17 protein-coding genes are annotated in these 22,089 nt (G+C 68.2%); 9 read left to right on the plus strand and 8 right to left on the minus strand.

Annotation, left to right across the window (positions count from 1 at the left end; translation table 11 throughout):
- Positions 1 to 54: 54 nt before the first annotated feature.
- The 5 genes from KXV01_RS14390 to KXV01_RS14410 all read right to left on the minus strand — a co-directional run bounded on the left by KXV01_RS14390 (position 55) and on the right by KXV01_RS14410 (position 5,236).
- On the minus strand, positions 55 to 2,094 hold the full coding sequence (locus tag KXV01_RS14390) for an FUSC family protein (protein ID WP_049411004.1): 2,040 nt from the start codon (positions 2,092 to 2,094) through the stop codon (positions 55 to 57).
- A 3-nt stretch (positions 2,095 to 2,097) separates the two neighbouring features.
- A complete protein-coding gene (locus tag KXV01_RS14395) occupies positions 2,098 to 3,552 on the minus strand; it encodes an efflux transporter outer membrane subunit (protein WP_164283810.1) in 1,455 nt (484 codons plus the stop codon).
- The gene (locus tag KXV01_RS14400; protein WP_164283812.1) at positions 3,549 to 4,466 is read right to left on the minus strand and encodes an HlyD family secretion protein; all 918 of its coding nucleotides are present in this window, start codon (positions 4,464 to 4,466) and stop codon (positions 3,549 to 3,551) included. The genes KXV01_RS14395 and KXV01_RS14400 overlap by 4 nt, the downstream gene beginning before the upstream one ends.
- Positions 4,463 to 4,672, minus strand: coding sequence for a DUF1656 domain-containing protein (locus KXV01_RS14405; RefSeq protein WP_025875651.1), 210 nt, complete (start codon positions 4,670 to 4,672; stop codon positions 4,463 to 4,465). The genes KXV01_RS14400 and KXV01_RS14405 overlap by 4 nt, the downstream gene beginning before the upstream one ends.
- A gap of 108 nt (positions 4,673 to 4,780) precedes the next feature.
- Positions 4,781 to 5,236 (minus strand): MarR family transcriptional regulator, encoded by a 456-nt coding sequence (locus tag KXV01_RS14410; protein ID WP_005421298.1) that lies wholly within the window; start codon positions 5,234 to 5,236, stop codon positions 4,781 to 4,783.
- Between the two features lie 660 nt (positions 5,237 to 5,896).
- Between KXV01_RS14410 and folE the strand changes: the two genes are divergently transcribed.
- The 4 genes from folE (at position 5,897) to KXV01_RS14430 (ending at position 12,175) form a co-directional block, all read left to right on the plus strand.
- Complete coding sequence (gene folE, locus KXV01_RS14415) at positions 5,897 to 6,508, plus strand: GTP cyclohydrolase I FolE (RefSeq protein WP_004141296.1); 612 nt, start codon at positions 5,897 to 5,899, stop codon at positions 6,506 to 6,508.
- Between the two features lie 112 nt (positions 6,509 to 6,620).
- Positions 6,621 to 8,090 carry a DUF3375 domain-containing protein gene (locus tag KXV01_RS14420; protein WP_049412510.1) on the plus strand — a complete coding sequence of 490 codons (1,470 nt, stop codon included), beginning with the start codon at positions 6,621 to 6,623 and terminating at the stop codon, positions 8,088 to 8,090.
- Positions 8,077 to 8,778 (plus strand): DUF4194 domain-containing protein, encoded by a 702-nt coding sequence (locus tag KXV01_RS14425; RefSeq protein ID WP_049438706.1) that lies wholly within the window; start codon positions 8,077 to 8,079, stop codon positions 8,776 to 8,778. The genes KXV01_RS14420 and KXV01_RS14425 overlap by 14 nt, the downstream gene beginning before the upstream one ends.
- Positions 8,779 to 8,794: 16 nt before the next feature.
- Complete coding sequence (locus KXV01_RS14430; protein WP_099486022.1) at positions 8,795 to 12,175, plus strand: SbcC/MukB-like Walker B domain-containing protein; 3,381 nt, start codon at positions 8,795 to 8,797, stop codon at positions 12,173 to 12,175.
- Between the two features lie 89 nt (positions 12,176 to 12,264).
- On the opposite strand, the gene KXV01_RS14435 is transcribed toward KXV01_RS14430, so the two are convergent.
- A complete protein-coding gene (locus KXV01_RS14435; protein WP_049412519.1) occupies positions 12,265 to 13,044 on the minus strand; it encodes a TSUP family transporter in 780 nt (259 codons plus the stop codon).
- A gap of 102 nt (positions 13,045 to 13,146) precedes the next feature.
- On the opposite strand from KXV01_RS14435, the gene KXV01_RS14440 reads away from it, so the two are divergent.
- Positions 13,147 to 13,539 carry a YchJ family protein gene (locus tag KXV01_RS14440; RefSeq protein WP_111191829.1) on the plus strand — a complete coding sequence of 131 codons (393 nt, stop codon included), beginning with the start codon at positions 13,147 to 13,149 and terminating at the stop codon, positions 13,537 to 13,539.
- A 3-nt stretch (positions 13,540 to 13,542) separates the two neighbouring features.
- Here the strand turns inward: KXV01_RS14440 and KXV01_RS14445 are convergent, their stop codons facing one another.
- Positions 13,543 to 14,823 carry a GGDEF domain-containing protein gene (locus KXV01_RS14445; protein WP_164283814.1) on the minus strand — a complete coding sequence of 427 codons (1,281 nt, stop codon included), beginning with the start codon at positions 14,821 to 14,823 and terminating at the stop codon, positions 13,543 to 13,545.
- 166 nt (positions 14,824 to 14,989) lie between these two features.
- Here KXV01_RS14445 and egtB point away from each other — a divergent pair, with 166 nt between their 5' ends.
- From egtB to KXV01_RS14465, 4 genes are all read left to right on the plus strand, one after another.
- Complete coding sequence (gene egtB, locus KXV01_RS14450; RefSeq protein WP_111191827.1) at positions 14,990 to 16,261, plus strand: ergothioneine biosynthesis protein EgtB; 1,272 nt, start codon at positions 14,990 to 14,992, stop codon at positions 16,259 to 16,261.
- Positions 16,258 to 17,232, plus strand: a complete 975-nt coding sequence (egtD, locus tag KXV01_RS14455) for an L-histidine N(alpha)-methyltransferase (RefSeq protein WP_164283816.1) — start codon at positions 16,258 to 16,260, stop codon at positions 17,230 to 17,232. Before egtB ends, egtD begins: the two co-directional genes overlap by 4 nt.
- A gap of 83 nt (positions 17,233 to 17,315) precedes the next feature.
- Positions 17,316 to 19,502 carry a lytic murein transglycosylase gene (locus tag KXV01_RS14460; RefSeq protein WP_164283818.1) on the plus strand — a complete coding sequence of 729 codons (2,187 nt, stop codon included), beginning with the start codon at positions 17,316 to 17,318 and terminating at the stop codon, positions 19,500 to 19,502.
- A 26-nt stretch (positions 19,503 to 19,528) separates the two neighbouring features.
- The gene (locus tag KXV01_RS14465; RefSeq protein ID WP_164283819.1) at positions 19,529 to 20,302 is read left to right on the plus strand and encodes a DUF2628 domain-containing protein; all 774 of its coding nucleotides are present in this window, start codon (positions 19,529 to 19,531) and stop codon (positions 20,300 to 20,302) included.
- 6 nt (positions 20,303 to 20,308) lie between these two features.
- Here KXV01_RS14465 and KXV01_RS14470 read toward each other — a convergent pair whose 3' ends face one another.
- Positions 20,309 to 21,496: a benzoate/H(+) symporter BenE family transporter gene (locus KXV01_RS14470; protein ID WP_099494581.1), complete on the minus strand. Its 1,188-nt coding sequence runs from the start codon at positions 21,494 to 21,496 to the stop codon at positions 20,309 to 20,311.
- Between the last annotated feature and the right edge of the window lie 593 nt (positions 21,497 to 22,089).

Raw genomic sequence — 22,089 nt, forward strand, 5'->3', positions numbered from 1 at the left:
TCCTGCTGCCGTGGCGAAAGGCTGCCGGGCATCGCCCGGCGTCACCGATCATTATCAGGCTGATGCAGCGTCGGTGTCCGCCCACTCCGGCGCCAGCGCCTTCGCCTCCGGGAACAGCGCGAAGCGCAGGCCGATCAGGCCCATCAGCGCCTCGTCGCGGGCCTTGCAGGCGGCCACGCTGCCGACCCGTCCCAGCGAGGTATCCAGCCGCTCGCGCAGCGCGTCGGCCGCCACCATCGGCTTGCGCGCCGCGATCTGCCGCCGGTAGTGCCCAGCGATCTCCTCCAGGATGTGCTCGACGGCTTCGCGGCTGCGCTCGGGCAGTTCCAGCCGTGCACGGCGCAGCTGCAGGATGTTCAGGCCGATGCGCGCCTCGTTGAGCATGTCCACCGAGGCGATGTCGCTGCCCTCCGGCGTCGCCGCCAGGCGCGGTGCGAGCAGGCCCAGCAGGTCGAGCATGCGTGCGGCGAAGCGCTGCCGGTCCTGCTGGCCACGTCCTTCGGCGGCTTCGGCCAGCGTGGTCCAGCCCTGCCGCACCAGCCGGCGTGCGGTCCACTCGGCACCTACCGAACGGAACAGGCGGGTCATCACCACTGCAAAGCCAATGCCGATGAACATCGCGATCGACGAGTTGAGGAAGACCTGGATGTTGGCGCTGTAGGTGTTCTGCAGGCTCAGCAACGCAGCCAGGTTGACTGTCAGCGGCAGCGCGAACAGCGCACTCTTGGGATGATGCAGCAGCAGTCCCAGCGGCAGGAAGGCCACCGCCAACACCAGCGCCAGCAGGCCGAAGTCGTGCACGGCTGGAAACACGCCGAACAGGTACACGCCCGCCACTACCGAGGCGACCATCGCCCACACCAGGAACTGCACCATGCTGGGGGCCGGATCGTCCTGTGCGGCGAAAAATGCGGCCGTCACCGCGGCCATCATCGCGCCGTTGCCGCCGCCTTCCCAGCCCAGCGCGATCCACAGCACGCAGTAGCTCATCAGCGCCACGCCGGCACTGAGCGCGGAGAACAGCGCCATGCCGTAGTCGACGTGCCTGTCGGCGGCCACTCGTTCGGTGCGGATGCGGTAGTGCGCGCGATCCAACGGCGCGGTGCCCTGATCGATCGCGTGCTGCAGGGTGCGGCAGTCCTGCCACAGGTCCACCAGTTCCTCCAGGCGCAGCAGCAGGCTGGCCAGCTGCAGGTGCTGCAGGTCGCGGTCCACCTGCGGCTTCAGCGCGCTGATACGCGCGCGCAGGCGCGCGTACTCGCTGGCGTTGGTCGGGCCGTCCAGCCAATCGCGGATGTCGTCGACCAGCGCCGGCAGCCCTTCGGGCAGGGCCTGGCCGCCGCTGCGCAGCGCGCTCAACCGATCGGCAATCGAGGACAGCACCGGCAACAGCAGCAGCATGCGCTCACGCAGGCGCTCCATCGACACCGCAGACCCGGCGTGGCGCGGGTCGTCTCGGCGCAGGAACTCGATCAGTGCCTCGAACTGCACCAGGTCGGCGGCCAGCCGGTTGCGCGGCGCATGCGCGCGGCCACGTTCAAGGATCTGCCGGCACCACTGCGCGGCGTCCTCCATCCAGTTGCCGATGCGGGCGCGCAGCATCGGGCGCACCGAGGCCGGGAACAGCAGCGAGGCGAACAGCACCGCCACCACGGTGCCGAGGATGATCTCCTCGCTGCGTGCCACCACGGTGTCGAAGATGGTTTCCGGTGAGGTCACCGCCGGGAAGCCGATGAAGGCGGTGGTGTAGCCGGCCAGCAGGAACGCGTAGCCGCGCGGGCCGCGGTTGAGCAGGGCCATGAACAGGCAGCCGGCCAGCCAGATCGACATCGCCGCGCTCAGCACCAGCGGCGTTTCCACCAGCGCCGGCAGCACCAGCAGGGTGGCCAGCCCGGCCACCAGGGTGCCGACGATGCGGTACACGCCCTTGGCGCGGGTCGGCCCCAGCAGCGGCTGGCTGACGATGTACACCGTGCCCATGGCCCAGTACGGGCGCGACAGGTTGCCAGCCATGGCGATGTACAGCGCGGCCACCGCGGCCAGGTAGGTCTTGATCGAGAACAGCCACGCCTGGCGATCGGTCAGCGCGTTCATGGCTTACTTCGCCGAGGCCTGTGCATTGGCGGACGTTGCCTGCCAGCCGCCACCGAGCACCAGGAACAGATGGATCTGGTCGCGCGAGACCTGCGCTTCGGCGGCGGCCAGGGTGGCATCGCTGGTGGCCAGGCTGCGGTCGGCATCCAGGCTGGACAGGTACGGCGTGCGGCCGCCCTGGTACAAGCGGCGGTTCTGCTCGGCGGCCAATGCGGCCTGTTCCTGCGCGGTGTGCAGCGACTGCAGGCGGCGCAGGTCCTGGGCGTAGCGGTCCAGCGCGGTCTGGGTCTCGCGCAGCGCCTGCAGCACGGTGTGGTCGAACTCGGCCAGGGCCGCGTCGGCACCGGCTTCGGCGGCGTGGATGCGCGCGTGGGTACCGGACGACGGCAGCGTCCACGAGATCAGCGGGCCGATTGACCACTGCTGGGTCATCGGCGTGCCGAAGTCTTCCAGCAGGCCAGCCGCACCCACCGAGGCACCGAGGCGGATGTCCGGATACAGCTCGGCGGTGGCGACGCCAATCCGCGCGGTGGCCGAGGCCAGCTTGCGTTCGGCCTGGCGCACGTCGGGGCGGCGCTGCAGCAGTGCCCGGCCGTCACCGACCGGCAGCGGCTGCGCCAGGCTGGGCGCGTGCGCACAGTCGATCACGCCGGCTGGTAGCTGGCCCGGGGTTTTCCCAAGCAGCGCGGCCAGCGAATAGGCGGCCGCCGAACGCTGCGCGCGCAGCGGCGGCAGCGCGGCTTCCAGCAATGCCACCTGCGCATTGGCGCGGGCCAGTTCCGGCGGCGTGCCGCGGCCGGCTGCGATCAGGCGCTCGGTGACGCTGCGGCTGCGCTGCTGCAGCTGCAGCGAATGCTCGGCCACGTGCAGTTCGTGGTTGGCGTGGCAGATTTCCAGGTAGCTGTCGGCGACCTGCGCGACCACGCTGACCTGGGCCAGGTCGCGCGCCGCAGCAACGGACTGCTCGTCGGCACGCGCCGCCTCGGCGCCGCGCTTGAGCTTGCCGAACAGGTCGAACTGGTAGCTGACCGCGAACTTGCCATCGGCCAGGTTGATCACCGGCAGTTCGTGCTCCTGCAGGAACGATTCGGCCGACAGCTGCGCGCGGCTGACCCCGGCCTCGGCTTCGTACTCGAAGCCACCGGCGTCCAGCGCCTGTTCGTATACCGCCGCCGCACGGCGCAGGTGCGCATCGGCGGCCTTCAGTTCCACGTTGTCACGCAGTGCCTGGGTGATCAGCCCGTCCAGCACCGGGTCGTTGTACAGCGACCACCAGCGGTCGGGCAGCGCCTGGTTGGCGGCAATCTGCGGGTTCTGCGTATCGATGAACGCCGCATTGGCCTGCGGGCGCTTGAAGGCCGAGCCTTCCGGCAGTGCATAGTCCGGGCCGACGGTTTTGCACGCGGCCAGGCTGGCCAGTGCGACGATCAGGCCGAGACGGGGCAGGGCGGCGTTCACAGGCCCGCCTGTGTCGGCACGGTGCCGGCCTTGTCGTCGTGCTTGGTGCTGGTGGTCTGCACGGTCACCGTGGCGGTACGGCCGGCAATCAGCTCAACGCCCTTGGGCACTTCGTCGATGGCGATGCGCACCGGAATGCGCTGGGCCAGCCGCACCCAGTCGAAGGCCGGGGTCACGTTCGGCAGCAGGGTGCTGCCGTTGCTGCGGTAGCGGTCTTCGATGCCGGCGGCGATGCTTTCGACATGGCCGCGCAGCGGGGCCGACTCGCCCATCAGGCGGATGTCCACGCGCTGCCCCGGGGCCACGCCGCGCAGGCGGGTCTCCTCGAAGTAGCCATCGATGCGGAACGAGCCGGTATCCAGCAGCGCCAGCACCGGCTTGCCGGCCACCACGTAGTCGCCCACGCGCATCGTGCGGTCGTTGACCCGGCCGTCGGCCGGCGCGCGCACCTCGGTGCGGCCCAGGTTGAGCTCGGCCAGGTCCACTGCGGCCTGTGCGGTGGCCAGCGCCGCCTGTGCGGCCTGCAGCTTGGCGCGGCGCACTTCGGCGTCCTCGGCGGCGACCAGGTCCTGCAGGCTGCGGTCGCGGCCGATCTCGCGGCGCAGCTGTGCCACCGAGGCCTGGCGCTCAGCCAGGCTGGCCTTGGCCTGCTCCAGCGCGATGCGGTAGCGGGCGCGATCGACCACGAACAGCAGGTCGCCCTTCTTTACTGCCTGGTTGTCGGCCACGTTCACCGTTTCCACCAGGCCCGAAACATCCGGCGCCACCTGCACCACGTCGGCGCCGACATGGGCGTCGCGGGTCCACGGCTCATCCATGTAATAGACCCACAGCTGGCGCAGCACCAGCAGGGCGATGATCACGGCTGCGCTGGTGAGCAGCACCGGCAGGGTCTTCTTCACGATCTTGTTCACGATTGCATCCAACGCAGGAGGTGGAACAGCAGGCCCAGCACGATCCCGTACAGCGCCAGGTTGAACAGCGCCGGGTGCCAGACATGGCGATAGGCACCGGCACGCTGCAGCAGCGCGTGCAGGCCGCTGTTGACCAGGTAGGCCAACACCATCAACCCGAGCAGGGTCGGGACGAACACTCCATGGAGACTGAATTCACCGGGCATCGGTAGGGGCGGGGACGAGGTTGGGGAGGGGAGGGACAACGAAACAACGGCAACGGGTAAAAGCCGCTGGCGTGTGCACGGCAGCGGCGGCGTTCGGGGGCAGCGCTCTTACGTGATGCGGTCGGCGGCCTCGGCCAGCAGGCGCCATGCCTTCAGCACGGCGTGCAGTTCATCCATGGAAAGCTCGCCGAACACGTCCTGGCGCAGGCCGATCAACTGGTCTTCCAGTTCGCTGACGAGCGCATGGCCCTCGTCGGTCAGCCACAACAGGTTGGCGCGGCGGTCGCTGGCGTCGCTCTCGCGGCGGACCAGGCCACTGGCACACAGCTTGTCCAGCAGGCGTACCAGGGAAGGACCCTCCATGCCCAGCTGCTGGGCCAGCGCCACCTGGCGGATGCCACCGCCGGAGCGGCCGATCATCAGCAGGGGCATGGTGCAGGCAGTGGAGATGCCGTAGCTGCCGAGCCGGCTGTCGGCCAGGCGCTGCCACTGCCGCCCTGCGTACAGCAGGCCGGAGCTGAGCTGCATCTGCAGCACGGTGCGCTCGTCGAGGGGTCGGTCCATAAGAGATAGATAGGATACTACTAATTTCATTCCTATCAATGGGTTTTTATGAATGGGCGGGGTGTTGTGAGGAAAGCGTTGCGCCTGTTGGCTATCGGTTGGGATGGCGGAGGGCCGGACGGGGCAGGGCACGCCGTGAACCCCCCTCCGGGGTCCGGCCCAGCCGCTGGCGGCTGTGCGTTCGGGCGCTTGCGAGGCATGCCTCGCAAGCAAAGCGCCCTCACCCTTGGGGGCTCGGCCGCGGCATCCCTGCCGCGGACGGTCCTGCCCCGCCCGGCCCGCCGCCTTCCCATCACCCCGCGAGCGCGGTGGGTTGGCTCTTAGAAGCAAGAGCAGAAGCAGTGCGGACCAACGGTCCGCACCCACCAGGGCAGCGGCGCGCCGCTTCCAAAGCCATGAACCCCCGCTTTCGGGCGGTCCGGCCGCGCCCGCAGGAAACTGTCAGGGATGGGGAAGGGCGGCAGGGCAGGACCGTGAGGCGCATGGATGCGCCGACCGAGCCCCCAAGGACGGGTTCACGGCGTGTCCTGCGCAGTCTCCTATCCCCCTCCAAACCGATAGCAACGACGCGCCGCCAGACCCCCGATGAACCGTCCCAACAGGACGACCCACCCCCCGGTCGGGTACGATGCTCGCCCCCCGTTCGGGACGCTGTACGCAATGAGCAAGAACAACGAAAAGGCCGCCCCGCAGGGCGACGTGACCCAGGACCAGGCCGAGGATGCCGTGCGCACCCTGCTGCGCTGGGCCGGTGAGGACCCGTCCCGTGAAGGCCTGCTGGATACCCCCCGCCGTGTCGCCGAAGCCTATGGCGACTGGTTCAGCGGTTACCGCGACGACCCGCGCGCCTACATGGAGCGCACCTTCGAGGAAGTGGCCGGCTATGACGAACTCATCGTCCTGCGCGACATCGAGTACGAAAGCCACTGCGAGCACCACATGGCGCCGATCATCGGCCGTGTGCATGTCGGCTACCTGCCGGCCGGCAAGGTGGTGGGCATCAGCAAGCTGGCCCGCGTCGTCGAAGCCTACGCCCGCCGTTTCCAGGTGCAGGAGAAGATGACCGCGCAGATCGCCCAGTGCATCCAGGATGTGCTGCAGCCGATCGGTGTCGGCGTGGTCGTCGAAGGCGCGCACGAATGCATGACCACCCGCGGCATCCACAAGCGCGGCGTCAGCATGGTCACCTCCAAGATGCTGGGCAGCTTCCGCGACGACGCGCGTACCCGCGCCGAGTTCCTGCGCTTCATCGAAGTGGGCGGCAAGCGCTGAGCCGCTTGACCGCACTCCGCCGGCCCCTGCGGGCCGGCATGCCCACGGCTGCCGGCGCGGCCGCCGTGCGTGGCTGCCCCTCCCCGCCAGCCCTCATGACTCCTTTCGCTGCATGAAGCATCGCGAACGCATCTCCCGTTACCGCCATCTGCGCGAACAGCCCCAGTGGAAGCTGCTCGCCGCCGACCACGCTCCGGAAATCATCGGCCTGCTGCAGGGGCTGCTGATGGACGGCGAGCGCACCCTGCCTTCGTCGGTGCTCAACGAGCGCCTGCAGCGTGCGCTGGATCAGCTCAACGGCGATGAACTGTCGCGCGAGCTGCCGCGTACCGCGCAGGCCTACATCGCGCACTGGCTGGCCCAGGGCTGGCTGGAACGCCGCCTGCCCGAGGGCGCCGACCAGGAGCAGTACGAACTGTCGACCGCGGCGCTGCAGGCGATCCGCTTCGCCGACGGTCTCGAGCAGGCCCGCGTGGCCGCCACCGAAAGCCGCCTGGCACTGGTCATCGAACAGCTCTCGCAGCTGGCCGCGCAGACCGAATCCGATCCGGACGCACGCCTGTCGGCGCTGCGCGACGAGCGCGACCGGATCGACGCAGAGATTGCCCGTGTCGGCGCCGGCCGTGTGATCGCGCTGGACGGCAAGCGCGCGCTGGAACGTGCGCGCCAGATCATCGGCCTGGCCGACGAGCTGACCGAGGACTTCCGCCGCGTGCGCGACGACTTCGAGCAGCTCAACCGCGAGTTCCGCGAACGCATCATCGACGACGAGGGCGAGCGCGGCGATGTGCTGTCGCAGCTGTTCGAAGGCGTGGACGTGATCGGCGAAAGTGATGCCGGGCGCAGCTTCCAGGCCTTCTGGCGCCTGCTCAACGACGCCGAGCAGAGCGCCCAGCTCGATGCCGCACTGGAGGCAGTGCTGGCGCGCGGCTTCGCCCGCCGCCTGGACCGCAACGAACGCAACTTCCTGCGCGGCTTCACCAGCACCATGCTCGAGCGCGGTGGCCAGGTGCACGATGTGCTGCAGCACTTCGCGCGCAGCCTGCGCGGCTTCGTGCAGAGCCGTGGCTATCTGGAACAGCGTCGCCTCAACCAGCTGCTGAAGCAGGCGCAGTCCGAAGCGCTGGCACTGCGTGACGAGTTCCCCGCACAACGTGGCATCGGCCGCGACCTGCAGCTGACCACCAGCCGCCTGCGCTCGTGGTCGCAATGGAAACTGCACGATCCGCGCAGCGCCCAGGTCGATGGCAACGTCGAGTACAACGACGCCGCCGCGATCAGCCTGGAAAGCGTCGGCGATCTGGTGGCCTCGTCCGAAATCGATTTCCGCACCCTGCGCCGCGACCTGCACGACCTGCTCGATGCCCAGCCGCGGCTCAGCATCGCCCAGGCCCTGTCGCAGCGCGAGGCGCCGCAGGGCCTTGGCAGCGTCATCGGCTACCTGTCGCTGGGCACGCGCTTCGGCAACGTGGTCGCCGGCGAGCAGGAGCTTGCGCAATGGCGTGGTGGCGACGGCCAGATCCGTCGCGCCCGCATCCCGCTGGTTTGGTTCACCCAGGAGAGACGCCATGAGCTGGCATGAAGATCCCATCGACGCAGCGCAGGCCGACATGGCGGAAGACGCCTACGAGGCCGAGCCGGTGGCGGCCGTGGCGCAGCCCCGCCGTGGCAACGACGTGTATTACCTCGGCGATACCGGGCGCCTGCCGCTGGATGCGCGCCGCGCGCTGTGCCAGCTGCTGATCGGCCCCAGTATCGACCAGCTGCGCCACGCCAAGCTGTGGCCGGCGCTGATCCGCAGCGAAGCGGCCATCCGCTCGTCGCTGGCCGACCTGTTCCTGGAACTGGTGCTCGACCGCGACAGTGGCGTGGCGTTCACCCGCCAGGCCGATACCGAGGACGTCGATGCGCCGGTGCTGCTGCGCACCTCGCCGCTGACCTTCATCGACTCGGTACTGCTGCTGTACCTGCGCCAGCAGCTGGCCGAGGCCGATGCGCGCGGCAACCGCGCGGTGGTCGCCGACGCCGAGATGGCCGAAGCGCTGGCCATCTACGAAAAGAACCTGTCCACCGACCGCGCCGGCTTCAACCGTCGCGTCGCATCGGCGGTGCAGAAGATGAAGGACAACCACATCCTGACCCGCCTCAGCGGCCAGGAAGACCGCCACGAAGTCTCGCCGGCGCTGAAGCTGCTGTTCTCCGCCGAAGACGTGTCCCAGCTTTCGGCGGTCTACCGCCAGCTGCGTGAAACCCCGGCCGCCGAGGCCTGAGAGACCCGACCATCGCATGGCTATCTCCAAGCACACTCCCGCCCTGTTCAACGAAGGCCTGCCGGACCCGCGCCTGCAGCAGTTCCGCATGCGCCGCCTGCAGGTGCACAACTGGGGCACCTTCAACGGCCTGACCGAAGTACCGATCGCCGAGCGCGGCTTCCTGTTCGTCGGCCGCTCCGGCTCGGGCAAGTCGACCCTGCTCGATGCCATGTCCGCGCTGCTGACGCCACCGGCCATCGTCGACTTCAACGCCGCTGCGCGTGAAGCCGAGCGCAGTGGCCGCGACCGCAACCTGGTGTCCTACGTGCGCGGCGCGTGGGCCGACCAGCAGGACAGCGGCACCGGCGAAATCGCCACCCAGTACCTGCGCAAGGGCGCGACCTGGACCGCACTGGTGCTGGAATACCGCGCCGGCGATGGCCGCGTGGTCAGCCTGGTGCGCCTGCTGTGGATCTCCGGCAATGGCACCTCGGCTGGTGACGTGCGCAAGCACTACATGATTGCCGAGCGCCCGTTCGACATCGCCAAGGACCTCGGCGGCTTCGACCTGGACCTGCGCAAGCTGAAGCAGAAGCTGCCCGACCTGCACCACTTCGATACCTTCTCCGGCTACGCCGAGCGCTTCCGCGACCTGCTCGGCATCGACAACGAGATGGCGCTGCGCCTGCTGCACAAGACGCAGTCGGCAAAGAACCTGGGCGACCTCAACGTCTTCCTGCGCGACTTCATGCTCGACACGCCGAAGACCTTCGACGCCGCCGAGCGCCTGGTCAGCGACTTCGCCGAGCTTGATGGCGCGCACCAGGCGGTGGTCACCGCCCGCCGCCAGGTGGAAACCCTGCTGCCGGCGCGTGCCTACTACAACGACCTGAAGGAAATGCACCGCCGCCGCGGCGACGACGAAGCGCTGAAGCTGGGTGTCGACAGCTTCCGCGAAAGCCGGCGCCAGGCGCTGATCGAAGCGCGCCTGCGCGAGATGGACGTGCGTGACCGCGGCCTGCTTGGCGAAGAAGCCCAGCGCCGTGCCGCACTGGACAATCACACCGAGCGCCTGGCCGAACTGGAACTGCAGCGCCGCCAGCAGGGCGGTGAGCGCATCGAAGAACTGGAACGCGAGCAGGGCCGCGCCGAAGCTGAGCGCGACCGCCGCCAGGCCAAGCGCGAGCAGGCACGCCAGGCGGCGCAGCAGCTGGGGACCGAACTGCCGGACGACGCCCACGGCTTCGCTGAACTGGTCGAGCGCGCACAGAACGAACTGCAGGACCGCCAGCGTGCCTCCTCGGCACTGGACGACGCGATCAGTGACCGCCTGGGCGGCAAGCGCGATGACGAGCGCCGCTTCGGCGAGGTCCGTGCCGAACTCGAAGCAATGCAGCGCACGCCCTCCAACATCCCGGCGCCGATGCAGAAGCTGCGCGCGCGTCTGGCCGAAGAGACCGGCATCGCCGAGGCGGCACTGCCCTTCGTCGGCGAACTGATCCAGGTCCGCTCGGAAGAGCAGGGCTGGCAGGGTGCCATCGAGCGCGTGCTGGGTGGCTTCGCGCTGTCGCTGCTGGTCGACGACAAGCATTACAACGACGTCGCCGAATGGGTGAACCGTACCCACCTCGGCATGCGCTTCACCTATTACCGCGTGCGCCGCAACGATGATGCATTCGCCCGTGAGCCATCGGCGAAGTCGCTGCTGCACAAGCTTGAACTGCGCGAGCATGTGTTCGAAAGCTGGCTGCGCCGCGAGCTGGGCAGGCGCTTCGACTACGAATGCGTGGATGCCAAGCAGCTGCGCAACGTCGACCGCGGCATCACCCGCGAAGGCCAAGTCAAGCATCCCGGCGACCGTTTCGAGAAGGACGACCGCAGTGCGGTGGGCGACCGCCGTCGCTGGATCCTCGGCTTCAACAACCACGACAAGGTGGGCGCCTTCGAGCGCGAAGCACAGGAACTGGCCAAGCGCATCGCCAGCTGCGAGACCGACATTGCGCGCCTGCGCGGGCAGCGTGACCGCGACAACGAACGCCGCCTGGCGTGCCACGAGCTGGTCAGCATCAGCTGGAACGAGATCGACATCGCCGCTCCGCAGCAGCGCCTGAGCGATATCGAAGCCACCCTGCGCGACCTGCGCGAAGGCAACGCCGATCTCGCCAAGCTGGCCAAGCAGATCGACGCCGTGCGTGCCGACATCGAGCAGGCCCGCCGTACCTATGAAGACGTCCGCGTCGAGCGCGGCCAGCTGGTCAAGGAACGTGATCGCCTTGACCGCGCACGCCAGCAGAGCCGCGCACTGGTGCTGCCGAGCCTGGCCCAGGAGCAGGAAGCCGGCCTCGCCGAGCGCCTGCAGGAACAGGGTCCGCTCAGCCTGGAAACGCTCGAAGCGCACATGCGCCAGGTCAGCAACGCGCTGAACGAGCAGCTGTCGTCCTCGCAGCAGGACCTCAACCGCATCGAGAACCAGCTGATCGGCTGCTTCCGCCGCTTCATCCAGCAGTGGCCGGAGGAGTCGGGCGACTTCACCGTGTCGGTGGCCTCGGCCGAGGACTTCCTCGCACGCCTCGAACGGCTGGAACGCGACGGCCTGCCACAGCACGAAGAGCGCTTCTTCGACCTGCTGCAGAACCAGAGCAAGAACAACCTGCTGGCCCTGCAGCGCCACAGCGCAGAGGCCCGCAAGTCGATCGGCCAGCGCCTGGACGAGGTGAACGCCAGCCTTGAGCAGGTGCCGTTCAACCGTGGCACGCTGCTGACCATCGAACTGAGCGACCGCCGCCTGCCGGAGGTCGCCGAGTTCCACCTGCAGCTGCGCGAGGTGCTGTCGCAGCAGCAGACCGAGCAGCGTGAGCTGGCCGAGTCGCAGTTCACCGTGCTGCGCCAGCTGGTCAACCGCCTCGGCTCGCAGGAAGGCGAGGACAAGCGCTGGCGCGAACTGGTGCTGGACGTGCGCATGCACGTGGAGTTCATTGGCGTCGAGCTGGATGCGGAAACGCGCCAGCAGGTCGAGATCTACCGCAGCGGCGCCGGCAAGTCCGGTGGCCAGCGCCAGAAGCTGGCCACCACCTGCCTGGCGGCTGCGCTACGCTACCAGCTCGGCGGCGCCGACAGCCAGCTGCCCAGCTACGCCGCGGTCGTGCTCGACGAGGCCTTCGACAAGGCCGACAACGAGTTCACCGCGCTGGCGATGAACATCTTCGACAACTTCGGCTTCCAGATGGTGGTCGCCACCCCGCTGAAGTCGGTGATGACGCTGGAACCGTTCATCGGTGGCGCCTGCTTCGTCGAAATCAGCGGCCGCCACGACTCAGGCGTGCTGCTGATCGAGTACGACGAAGAGGGCAAGCGCCTGAAGCTGCCCGAACGTAGCCGCCAGCAGGCCAACGAACCGGAAGAAGCCGAGGCCTGACCCGGCCGATTGAAGGGGAATGCCGGCCAGCGGCCGGCACTACCCATGGGCGGGATTCGGTAGTGCCGGCCGCTGGCCGGCAACCGCATTCACGCAGCGCGGAACGTATCCCACGCCATCCGCGCGATCAGCACCACCACCAGCCCCACGAACAGCTTGCGGATGAACGGCGTGCCGCCCTTCAGCGCCAGGCGCGTGCCCACCACCGAACCGATGATGTTGGCTGCGGCCATTGGCAGCGCGAACAGCCACAGGATGTTGCCGGTCGGCACGAAGAACGAGATCGCTGCCACGTTGGTCGCCAGGTTCACCACCTTCGAAGCCGCTGACGCGCGCAGGAAATCCAGCCCGAAGAAGCGCACGAACAGGAAGATCAGGAAACTGCCGGTGCCTGGCCCGAAGAAGCCGTCGTAGAAGCCGATCGCCGCACCGATCGCCAGCGCGATCACCAGTTCGCGGCGGCCGATCTCCTGCGGCCGGTGCAACGCGCCGAAGTCCTTCTTCCACAGCGTATAGGCCAGCATCGCGATCAGCAGCACCAGCACCAGTGGGCGCACCGCGTCCTTGGGCAACAGGCTGACCGCCGTGGCCCCGGCGAAGGAGAAGATGAAGGCCGTGCCGGCCGCGAACAGTACCGGCTTCCACGGGAAGCGCACATTGCGCGCATAGCGCCAGGCAGCCGCACCGGTACCGAACATCGAACTGAACTTGTTGGTACCAAACAGCATCGCCGGCGTCTGCTGCGGCAGCACCGTGAACAGGCCGGGCAGCTGCACCAGGCCACCGCCGCCCACGGCAGCATCCACAAGGCCGGCGATGAAGGCGATCACCACCAGCCACCACAACTCAGGGGGAACCAGTTCCAGCACGGCGATCAATCAATGTGGGGGCGCGACAGCATACGCCTGTCCTGCTCCGGGCGACTGCGGCCCCGCGTGGATCAATCCCGGCAACCCGGCGACAATGCCGGCATGAGCCGAAAACCCGCCGATCCGTGCCCCTGTGGCCTTCCTGCCGATTATCCGGCCTGCTGTGGCCGTTTCCATGCCGGCGAGGCCGCGCCCGATGCCGAGCGCCTGATGCGTTCGCGCTACAGCGCCTATGTGAGGGGCCTGGCCGGCTACCTGCGCCACACCTGGCACCCGGACACGCGACCGGCCGAGCTGTCGCTGGACGAAGCGCCAGGCCAGCGCACCCATTGGCTGGGCCTGACCGTGCACGACCACACGGTCACCGGCGCAGACAGTGCTGAAGTGCGCTTCACCGCGCGCTACCGCATCGGCGGCGGCAGCGCGGTGAGAATGACCGAGCACAGCCGATTCCGGCGCATCGACGGCCGCTGGTATTACCTCGACGCGGTCTGAGCCCTACGCACTGGATGCAGCCAGCAGGCGCTGGCCGCCGTGCGCGCGGACCTGGTTGCGACCTCCGTCCTTGGCCATGTACAGCGCCTGGTCGGCGGCCTTGACCACTGCCGTCGGTCGCGGATCCACGCGGCTGTCGGCCAGCCCGATACTGACCGTCACCTGCACCACCTGGCCGGTGCCGCCGCGTCCGCGCTGCTGACGGCCGGCTTCGTCGTCACGGCTGCGGGTGCTGCGGTCGCGCAGCTGCATGCGGGTGTCCTCGATGCTCTGCCGCAGTGCTTCGACGGCCTCGATGCAGGCCGTCGCCGGGCGGTCCAGGAACACCACCGCGAATTCCTCGCCGCCATAGCGGAACGCTCGGCCACCGTCGCCGACACGCGCCAACCGCGACCCCACCAGGCGCAGCACGTCGTCGCCGGTGTCGTGGCCGTGGGTGTCGTTGAACGACTTGAAGTGGTCCACGTCCACCATCGCGATGCTGTAGGTGCCGCGCGCCCGCTGCAGGGTCTCATTGAACGCTCGTCGCCCCGGCAGGCCGGTCAGCTCATCGCGGAAGGCCATGTGGAAGGATTCCTGCAGCATCGCGCCCAGCATCAGCAGCAGGGCAGCGCTGCTCAGCGCCGGCAGCAGTACCGGCTGCAGGAAGATCCGCGGCAGCATCCACCACAGGCACAGCAGGGCCAGCAGCATCGCCGTGTGCAGTGGCCGCGGATGCCGCCACGCCTGCCAGCCCAACGCTGCGGCCGCCAGCAGGAACAGCAGCGCCGGCAGCTGCGCCAGCGCATTCCAGTCGGCGGGAATCCAGGCCCAGTGACGGCTCGACAGCAGATCGTGCATGCCCTGCGGCTGTTGTGCCGCAAGCAGCAGGAAGATCACCAGGGCCGCGCCGCAGACCACGCTGCGCAGCAGCAGGTCCTGGCGTCGGCGTCCGCGTTCCGGCCACAGTGCCAGCCCGGCAAACAGCAGCGGTACCCAGGCCGAGATTGCGTGGAAGCGCAACGGAGTCCAGGCGTCGACATGGCCGCTGCGCAGGTAGCCCCCGACGTCCCGGTGCAGCAGGGCGAACACCACCGCCACGACCAGCAGCAGGCACAACGTGCGTATCTGGTGGTAGAGCAGGGCCAGGCCCGCGCCGAGGCAGGCCAGCAGCCAGGGCAGGATGCGTTGGGCCGGGCTGGCCACATCCTCGGTGCCCAGTGCCATCCACAGCACCAGGACGACCAGCATGGCGGGCAGCACGAACAGGTAATGCGCAGGCTGGCGGAGTGGATGCAGGGGCACGCAGGAAGTCCAGTGCGGTGACGATGCGGCCGCAACACTGCCGTTAGCGGCGTCCTCACCCGCTTCTTGAACACGCGCTTCCTGAAAAGGTATGCCCGCAACCATGTGAATGGGGCAGTGTGCCGCCATGACGTCGCACTCACCGCACTGCGCCGATGCTGTAGGCATGGACAGCGTACCCACCGCCGTCGCTGCCCCGCAGCACGACCTCGCCCACCACTTCGCACGTGTGCGTGCCCGCAGCCTGCAGTTGGCCGCACCGCTCAGTGCAGAGGACGCCATGCTGCAGAGCATGGCCGACGCCAGTCCCAGCAAGTGGCACCTGGCCCATACCACCTGGTTCTTCGAACGCTTCGTGCTGGCAGGATTCGCCAGCGCGCCGGCGCATGATCCAGCCTGGGACTATCTTTTCAACAGCTACTACAAAAGTATCGGTCCGGCGCACGCGCGGCCGCAACGCGGTCTGTTGTCGCGGCCATCGCTGCAGCAGGTGCGCGACTACCGCCAGCGGGTCGACATGCAGGTGCAGTCACGGCTGGCGGCGGGTGACCTCGACGCGCAGGCGCTGCACCACCTGCAGTTGGGCCTGCAGCACGAACAGCAGCACCAGGAACTGCTGTTGACCGACATCAAGCATGCGTTCTGGTGCAATCCATTGCAGCCGGCCTACCGTGAGGACCTGCAGCCTGCCACCAGCGCTGCCAGTGCGCAGGGCTGGATCGAATCACCCGAACGCATCGTCACCATTGGCGCCGCAGCCTGGCCGCAGCACGCCGCCTTCGCCTACGACAACGAATCGCCGGCGCATCGCGTGCTGCTCCCCGCACACGCACTGGCAGAGCGTCCCGTCAGCAATGGCGAGTACCTCGCCTTCATCGAGGCTGGCGGCTACCGCGAGCCGCGCTGGTGGCTCAGCGAAGGCTGGGCGTTGCGCGAAGCCGAGGGCTGGCAGCACCCGCTGTACTGGGACGATGCCCTGCAGCGCGAGTACACCCTCGGCGGTTGGCGAGAGCTGGACCCGCATGCGCCGGTCTGCCACCTCAGCTATTACGAGGCCGATGCCTGCGCCCGCTGGGCTGGTGCGCGCCTGCCCAGCGAGTTCGAGTGGGAAGCCGCGGCTGCGTCGCAGCCCCTGCGTGGCCATTTTGCCGACGACGATCAGCTGCACCCTCGGGCGGGGCAGGGCAGTGGGCTGCGGCAGCTGTTCGGCGATGTATGGGAATGGACCCACAGCGCGTATGGCGCCTATCCGGGCTTTCGCCCTTTCGCCGGCAACCTCGGTGAATACAACGGCAAGTTCATGTGCGGGCAATGGGTGCTGCGCGGTGGCAGCTGCGCCACGCCGCGTGGCCACGTGCGAGCCAGCTACCGCAACTTCTTCATGCCCCCGGCGCGTTGGCAGTTCTCCGGGCTGCGCCTGGCCAGGGATCTCGCATGAGTACGGTGCAGGACGCGCTGCAGGCGCTGACCGATCTCACTCCCGGCCGCCAGCAGATCCTTACCGACGTGATGGCCGGGTTGTTGCGCACGCCCCGCCAGCTGCCGTCCAAGTACTTTTACGATGCACGCGGCTCGCGCCTGTTCGAGCAGATCACGCATACTCCCGAGTACTACCCCACGCGCACCGAGCTGGCCCTGCTTTCACGGGCACTGCCGGACATCGCCCGAAGCGTCGGGCCGCACCTGCACGTGGTGGAACTGGGCAGCGGCAGTGGCCGCAAGACCGCGTTGCTGCTGACCGCCCTGCACGAGCCGGTGGCCTACACGCCGATAGAAATCTCGCGTGCCGCGCTGCTGTCCAGCATCGACCATCTGGCCCCGGCGCTGCCCGAGGTGGAGATGCTGCCGGTCTGTGCCGACTTTACCCGTCCCGTCGCCGTACCCATGCCCGAACGCGGACCCGCGCGACGGCTGCTGTTCTTCCCTGGTTCCACGCTGGGCAACTTTGAAGGAGAAGACGCGGTCGCGCTGCTGCGCGCGATGCGCCAGACCATGGGGCATGATGGCCTGGCCCTGGTCGGCATCGACCTGCACAAGGACCCGGCGTTGATCGAAGCGGCCTACAACGATGCGCAGGGCGTCACCGCCGCATTCACCCTCAACCTGCTGGCCCGCCTGAACCGCGAGATCGGCAGCGACTTCGATCTCGATGGCTTCCGTCATCGTGCACGCTACAGCACTGCGCGGTTGCGCATCGAGACCGATCTGGTCAGCCAGCGGGCACAGGACGTCCACCTGGATGGCCACATTTTCCACTTCGCCGCCGGTGAACCCATCCGCGTCGAGTACAGCCACAAGTACACCGATGACAGCTTCGACGCGCTGTTGCGGCAGTCGGGCCTGCAGGTGGCGCAGCGATGGGATGCCGAAAGCCCCGCCTATGGCCTGCGCTTGCTGCGCCGCGCCTGAGGTGGTGGCCAGCCGGTGCCCCTTCAGGTTCGGCGGCACCGCTGCCCCTAAGATGGCCGTGCAACGGCAACACGGAGGACGCCATGCCTGTTCTGACCACGCTCGGCCTGGCGGCCGCCCTTGCGTCGACCCCGGCGCTGCCTGCGGCTTCCGCCACCAGCACCGATCCGGCGTTCAGCCGCTGCTTGGCGGGCCTGCAGGCCACCGCCGCGACCCAGGGCATCGGCGCCGATCGCTTCAACGAGATCACCGCCGGGCTCACCCCGGACCCCAGCGTGCTCGGCCTGCTCGATGCACAGCCCGAATTCACCACGCCGATCTGGGACTATCTGGCCGCGCTGGTTGATCGCCAGCGTGTGGCTGATGGTCGCGCCCTGCTGCAGCAGCACCGCGACCTGCTCGATCGCGTGTCGGCCCAGTATGGCGTCGATCCGGCCACCATCGTCGCGGTCTGGGGCGTGGAGAGCGACTACGGCCGCGTGTTCGGCAAGCGCCCGCTGCTGCAGTCATTGGCCACGCTGTCGTGCGCCGGTCGCCGCCAACCATTCTTCCGCGGTGAACTGCTGGCGCTGCTCAAGCTGATCGACCGCGGCGACCTGCAGGCACAGGGGCTCACCGGCTCTTGGGCCGGTGCCTTCGGGCACACCCAGTTCATGCCCAGCACCTATGCACGCATCGCCGTGGATGGTGATGGCGATGGCCGCCGCGATCTGGTCGGCAGCATTCCCGATGCACTGGCCTCCACCGCCAACTACCTCAAGCGTGCCGGTTGGCGCAGTGGTGAACCATGGGGCATGGAGGTGCGTGTGCCCGCCGGCTTCAACGCCAGCCAGGCCGGCCGCACCCAGCGTCGCGCCCTGGCCGATTGGCGCGCGCAGGGCGTGACCGCGCTGGATGGCAGCGCGTTGGCTCCGGCCAACCTGCCGGCGGATGCGCGCGCCGCCCTGCTGCTGCCGGCCGGCAACAAGGGCCCGGCGCTGCTGGTGTTCCGCAACTACGACGCGATCTACAGCTACAACGCTGCCGAAAGCTATGCGCTGGCGATCGCGACGCTGGCCGACGAGTTGCGGGGCGGCAACGGGTTGGCTACCGCCTGGCCGACCGACGATCCAGGCCTGGGCCGCGATGAGCGCCGCCAGCTGCAGACCCTGCTGCTGGCCCGCGGCCACGACATCGGTGCTGCCGACGGCATGATCGGTACCGCCACGCGCCGCGCGATCCAGGCCGAGCAGCAGCGCCTGGGCTGGGCCAACGCAGATGGGCGCGCGGGACAGCGTATCCTTCGCACTCTGCAGAACACGCCGCGCACTGCGCCGGTGCCCACGCGTTTCATGCTTCCCAGCAACTACAGTGCCGTGCAATCGCCGGCCATACGGAGTCGATCCCACGTGCAGCAGATCCAGGGTGTACGCAGCGGGCAGTACCAAGGGCTCGATGCCTGGCTGGTGGAAACCGCCGACGCCAGCGCGGCCGTCAGTGTGTTTGGCGGCCAGCTGCTTTCCTTCGTGCCCAAGGGCCAGCCGGATCTGATGTGGCTGTCCCCCCGGCGCGCCGAACTGCCCACGCCGATCCGCGGAGGCAGCCCCGTCTGCTGGCCGTACTTCGGCCGCCAGGGCCAGGGCAACGACGTGCCCGCCCACGGTTTCGTGCGTACCGTGCCGTGGGAACTGCAACAGGCCCGTCGCCTGGACGACGGCAGCATCGAGCTCACGCTGGCACCCCCGGTGCTGCAGAGCCTGGACCTGCGGCTGCGGATGACTGTGCGCGTAGGCCGCCAGTTGACCCAGCGACTGATCACCGAGAACGTCGGCAGTTCCCATGCCAGCATCACCCAGGCGCTGCACAACTATTTCCGCGTGGGTGATGCCGGCGCGGTGGAGGTGGACGGCGTGGACGGGCTGGACTATCTGGACAAGTTCGAGAACTATGCGACGCCGCGTCGGCAGCAGGGCGCCTGGACGTTGCGCGATCCCCGTGATCCCGGGCGCAGCGATCGCATCTACACGCAGGCCAAGGGTCACTATGTCCTGCGCGATCCGGTGCTGAAACGCCGCATCGACATCCGTACGGAAGGAAGTCGCTCGCTGGTGGCGTGGAATCCCGGTGCCGAGGCTGCAGCGAAGATGGCAGATGTGGGTGAGGGCTGGCGCGACTACGTCTGCCTGGAAGCGGCCAACGCCGGGCCCGACGTGGTGACCCTGCCGCCGGGTGGCAGCCATGTGCTGTCTCAGACATTGTCAGCGGCACCGTGGACACCGGTCACCCGGTAACGAATCAACGCAGCAAGGACGTTTTCATGCAGGAAGCACAGTGGTGGTACGCCAACAGCAGGCAGAGCGAAGGACCGGTGGACCTGGCCGCCCTGCGTCGCCTGCAGCAGGACGGCACGGTGACGGCACGCACGCTGCTGTGGCGCGAAGGCATGCCCTCGTGGCGCCCCTTGACGGAGCTGGAACAGGATTCAACGCCCATCGAGATGGCGCCGGCTCCGGATATCGACACAGCCCCACCGGTTGAGGTCGTTGCGCCAAGTGTCGGCGATCCGTCCGATCCGTATCGAGTGCCCGCCGCTGCACCGGATACCGCTGCCGCCGCGGGGCTGGAGGGCGAGATGGCCTTGTACGCCAGCGTGGTTGGCGGCAACTTCCCGATCTATCGCCAGCGCTGGCGGCTGGATCAGGGCATTGCCACGGCCAGTGGCACCTGGCACTGGCCGGCCTTCCTGCTCGGCCCGATCTGGATGATGTACCGCAGGATGTACCGCCTGGCGGCAATGTGGGTCGGCCTGCTACTGCTGATCAGCGTGGTGGAAACCTTGCTGGATGTGCCCGAAGGCGTGTCGCTGGTCATCACCATCGCGCTCAGCGTCACCACCGGCACCTTTGGCAACACCTGGTACCTGGCACACTGCCAGCGCCTGATCGCCCAGGCCCGTGCCGTCAGCGGCGGCGATGACGCACGGCTGCGCAGCGAACTGACCGCACGCGGCGGCACCAGCGTGGTCGCCACACTCGTCGCCATCGTCATCTCGGTAGTGTTGAGCACCGTCGGCGCCGCAGTGGCGGGGTAGGGCAGGTCAGCGGCCCTGATGGGGCCGCAGCACCAGCAGGCACAGCGCACCGGCCACCAGCCCCCAGAACGCCGAGCCGATCCCGGCCAGGGAGACCCCCGAGGCGGTGACCAGGAAGGTGACGAGTGCCGCCTCGCGGTCGCGCTCCACCGCCAGGGCGCTGGCCAGGCTGTTGGCGATGGTGCCGAACAGGGCAATACCGGCCACGCAGGCCACCAGCTCTCTGGGGAAGGCCGCGAACAGTGCGGCCACGGTGGCGCCGAACAGTCCGATGACGATGTAGAAGGCACCTGCCGCCATGGCGGCGGTATAGCGCCGTGCCGGGTCCTCATGTGCATCACGGCCCATGCAGATCGCGGCGGTGATTGCCGCCAGGTTCAGCGCGTACGCACCGAACGGCGCCAGTAGTGTATTGACCACACCGATCCAGCCGATCAGCGGCGACACCGGGGCGTCGTAGCCGGATGCCCGCATCACCGCCACGCCGGGAATGTTCTGCGAGGCCATGGTGACCACGAACAGGGGCAGGGCGATGCCGGCCACGGCGGTCCACGACAGGGAGGGCGTCACCCACTGCGGGATCGCCAGCTGCAGATGCACCTGCTGGGCGTGCAGCAGGCCACGGCTCGCGGCGACGGCGATGCCGACCAGCAACGTGGCGATCACCGCATAGCGCGGGAACAGCGTGCGCCCGGCCAGCCAGGTGGCGAACATCGCCAGTGCCAGCACCAGCTGGGTGTTCATGGCCACGAACACATCCAGCCCGAAGCGCAGCAGGACACCGGCCAGCATGCCGGCGGCCAGCGCCATCGGCACCCGTTGCATCAGTCGGGCGAAGATGCCCGAGAAGCCCGCCAGCAAGCCGAGTACGGCGGCCAGCAGGAATGCGCCCGTGGCCTCGGCGAGCGACGCGCCGCCGGCACCCACCACCAGCATCGCCGCGCCCGGGGTCGACCACGCCGTCACCACCGGCACGCGATAGCGCAGTGACAGGCCAATGCAGGTCACGCCCATGCCCAGCCCCAGCGCCCACATCCAGGAGGCGATCTGCGCCTGGTTGGCACCGACGGCCTGTGCCGCCTGGAACACGATCACGGCTGAGCTGGCGAAGCCGACCAGCACCGTAATGAAGCCAGCGACGATGGCCGGCATCGAAAGATCGCGCCACCACGCGCGCCGCACCTGCATGCTCATTGCGCTGTCTCCACTGTGCATCCCTGCATTGTGCATCCTTGCATTGATAGGGGTTGCGGCGTTGCCCGCGCAACGCGCGGGCAACGCCGCCGTGATCTTCGAGCGTACGTCATGCGTGATGTCGCGATGCTTCTGTCATCACCGTGCAAAAAAAGCCTTGACGAAATCTGCAGGATCTCTAGAATTCGCCCCCTTGCTGCAGCGCATCGCTTCCCCGGAAACGACACGCGAACAGCGACGCCACCACCGACGAACGCGTTGATCGAACGAAGGTGTTGACGGACTCGAAAAGTCCGGCATAATAGGCGGCTCGCAACGACGAAAGGCCCTCGGGCCCAACGACGAAGCGGCATCGGCAACAACGTCCACTCCGGTGAGACGGCCTTGAAAAAAGGTGTTGACGAAGCGGAAAAGCCGGCTATAATGGGCGGCTCGCTACGAAGGAAACTTCGCAGCACACGGGAATGGCGCTGAGGCCACTTCCCCGGATCTTTGAAAGTATGCGCAGGTATCTTGTGAAGGCGCCTGCAGGAAGGATGATTGTCCATCTTGCAGACGTTTGATCAAGCAACTATTAATTGTTTTAAAGCAAG

The sequence above is a fragment of the Stenotrophomonas sp. Ps181 genome (genome assembly GCF_025697425.1).
Classification (GTDB): domain Bacteria; phylum Pseudomonadota; class Gammaproteobacteria; order Xanthomonadales; family Xanthomonadaceae; genus Stenotrophomonas; species Stenotrophomonas sepilia.

Excerpts from the sequence above, each read along its gene's own strand:
- KXV01_RS14460 (WP_164283818.1), top strand. The coding sequence starts at position 17,316 with ATGCCTGTTCTGACCACGCTCGGCCTGGCGGCCGCCCTTGCGTCGACC.
- folE (WP_004141296.1), top strand. The coding sequence starts at position 5,897 with ATGAGCAAGAACAACGAAAAGGCCGCCCCGCAGGGCGACGTGACCCAG.
- KXV01_RS14405 (WP_025875651.1), bottom strand. The coding sequence starts at position 4,672 with ATGCCCGGTGAATTCAGTCTCCATGGAGTGTTCGTCCCGACCCTGCTC.
- egtB (WP_111191827.1), top strand. The coding sequence starts at position 14,990 with ATGGACAGCGTACCCACCGCCGTCGCTGCCCCGCAGCACGACCTCGCC.
- KXV01_RS14470 (WP_099494581.1), bottom strand. The coding sequence starts at position 21,496 with ATGAGCATGCAGGTGCGGCGCGCGTGGTGGCGCGATCTTTCGATGCCG.
- KXV01_RS14425 (WP_049438706.1), top strand. The coding sequence starts at position 8,077 with ATGAGCTGGCATGAAGATCCCATCGACGCAGCGCAGGCCGACATGGCG.
- KXV01_RS14430 (WP_099486022.1), top strand. The coding sequence starts at position 8,795 with ATGGCTATCTCCAAGCACACTCCCGCCCTGTTCAACGAAGGCCTGCCG.
- KXV01_RS14465 (WP_164283819.1), top strand. The coding sequence starts at position 19,529 with ATGCAGGAAGCACAGTGGTGGTACGCCAACAGCAGGCAGAGCGAAGGA.
- KXV01_RS14390 (WP_049411004.1), bottom strand. The coding sequence starts at position 2,094 with ATGAACGCGCTGACCGATCGCCAGGCGTGGCTGTTCTCGATCAAGACC.
- KXV01_RS14420 (WP_049412510.1), top strand. The coding sequence starts at position 6,621 with ATGAAGCATCGCGAACGCATCTCCCGTTACCGCCATCTGCGCGAACAG.
- KXV01_RS14440 (WP_111191829.1), top strand. The coding sequence starts at position 13,147 with ATGAGCCGAAAACCCGCCGATCCGTGCCCCTGTGGCCTTCCTGCCGAT.
- egtD (WP_164283816.1), top strand. The coding sequence starts at position 16,258 with ATGAGTACGGTGCAGGACGCGCTGCAGGCGCTGACCGATCTCACTCCC.
- KXV01_RS14410 (WP_005421298.1), bottom strand. The coding sequence starts at position 5,236 with ATGGACCGACCCCTCGACGAGCGCACCGTGCTGCAGATGCAGCTCAGC.